The sequence below is a fragment of the Nocardioides pelophilus genome, assembly GCF_014180685.1.
Classification (GTDB): Bacteria; Actinomycetota; Actinomycetes; order Propionibacteriales; family Nocardioidaceae; genus Nocardioides; species Nocardioides pelophilus.
Map to the genome: position 1 here is coordinate 1 of NZ_JACEHF010000321.1, position 972 is coordinate 972.

Below are 972 nucleotides of genomic sequence, written 5' to 3' on the forward strand. Positions count from 1 at the left end.
CCGGCGTCGGTCGCCGCAGCCACTGACGCGCAGACCCGCTACCGGGGGTTCGTGCGTCACCCGTTCCCGTCCTGCTTCACCTGCGGCCCGGAGCGCCGGCCCGGCACCGGCCTCCGGATCTTCGCCGGCCCGCTGGCCGACGACCCGACCCGGGTGGCCGCCACGTGGACGCCGTACGACGTGAGCGTGCCGATCACCTGGGCGGCGCTCGACTGCCCCGGCGGCTGGGCGACCGACATCGACGAGCGGCCGATGGTGCTCGGGACCATCACGCTCCGGCTCGACCACCTGCCGGTCACCGGCGAGCAGTACGTCGTCGTCGGCGAGGTCCGCGGCAGCGAGGGCCGCAAGACCTTCACCGCATCGTCGCTCTACGACTACGACGGCGGCCTCCGCGCCACCGCCGAGCACGTCTGGATCACCGTCGATCCGGCGACGTTCTCGTGAACCGGACGCCGTCGACATCCTGGGAGTAGTGTCGTAACAAGGCGCGTCACTGACGTGACGAGCCCCGGCGATTCTTCCTTTCGCCGATCATCGTGAGGACCCGCCGTGGTCAGCAACTACCGTCAAGGCAGCCGTGCGCGGATAGCTGTATCCGCCCTGCTGATCGGGTTGCTCGCCGTCCTGGCGCCCACCCCGCCGGTGCACGCGGCCACGTTCACGGTCTCGACGTTCGCCGCGCTGCAGAGCGCCGTGAACTCCCCCAGCCCGGTGACCGTGGTGCTCGCCGCCGACATCACCAGCACGGGCACCGGCCTGACCCTCCCCACGGGCAGCGACGTCACCCTCGACCTCAACGGCCACACCCTCACCCTCACCGGCGGCGCCGACCAGGCGGGCATCCGCACCAGCCGCGCCTCCCTCACCATCGAGGCCACCGGCGGCGGCACCATCAACGCCACCGGCGGCCGCTTCGGCAGCGGCGTCGGCGGCGCCAGGTTCGGCCCGGGGGGCACCACCACCGTCAAC

At 72.4% G+C, this 972-nt stretch carries 2 protein-coding genes; both read left to right on the forward strand.

Going from position 1 to position 972, the window contains the following annotated elements; translation table 11 throughout:
• On the forward strand, positions 1-447 hold a 447-nt coding region (locus H0488_RS23385), incomplete at its 5' end, for a hotdog family protein (protein WP_512698555.1).
• A 105-nt stretch (positions 448-552) separates the two neighbouring features.
• Positions 553-972: hypothetical protein (locus H0488_RS23390; protein ID WP_183101553.1), on the forward strand; the 420-nt coding region annotated here is incomplete at its 3' end.